The sequence below is a fragment of the Vibrio sp. 03_296 genome (assembly GCF_002265885.1).
In genome coordinates this window covers 1-342 of sequence record NZ_NPKW01001083.1, presented here as the reverse complement: position 1 = coordinate 342, position 342 = coordinate 1, and the positions used below count along the sequence as shown (strand labels likewise).

At 48.5% G+C, this 342-nt stretch carries 1 pseudogene; it reads right to left on the bottom strand.

Going from position 1 to position 342, the window contains the following annotated elements:
• Positions 1–90: 90 nt before the first annotated feature.
• Positions 91–342, bottom strand: a pseudogene (locus CIK04_RS29960) (DNA mismatch repair protein MutL); the annotation flags it as partial.

Genomic DNA, 342 nt, shown 5'->3' with positions numbered 1-342 from the left:
GAGTGGTTCAACTTCTGGCTCGAACTTGATAATGAAAGCTGACTCATTGATTGCGGCTGCTCGATACTGTCACTTGCGCCAACGCACTTGCAAGTGTTGATAGATAAAATCATGTACCAAGCGGGCTTGATGGAAGCGTACTTCATGTTTGGCAGGGTGAACGTTGACGTCAACTTGATGTGGATCCAGCTCAATGAACAGGACGTAAGCGGCAAATTGCTCAGGCTTTAAGCTCGTCTCGTAGCTTTGGCGAATGGCATGATTGATGAGCTTGTCGCGCATCATCCGGCCATTAACATAACAATATTGCAGATCACTTTGCTGGCGGGCCCCTTCAGGCGT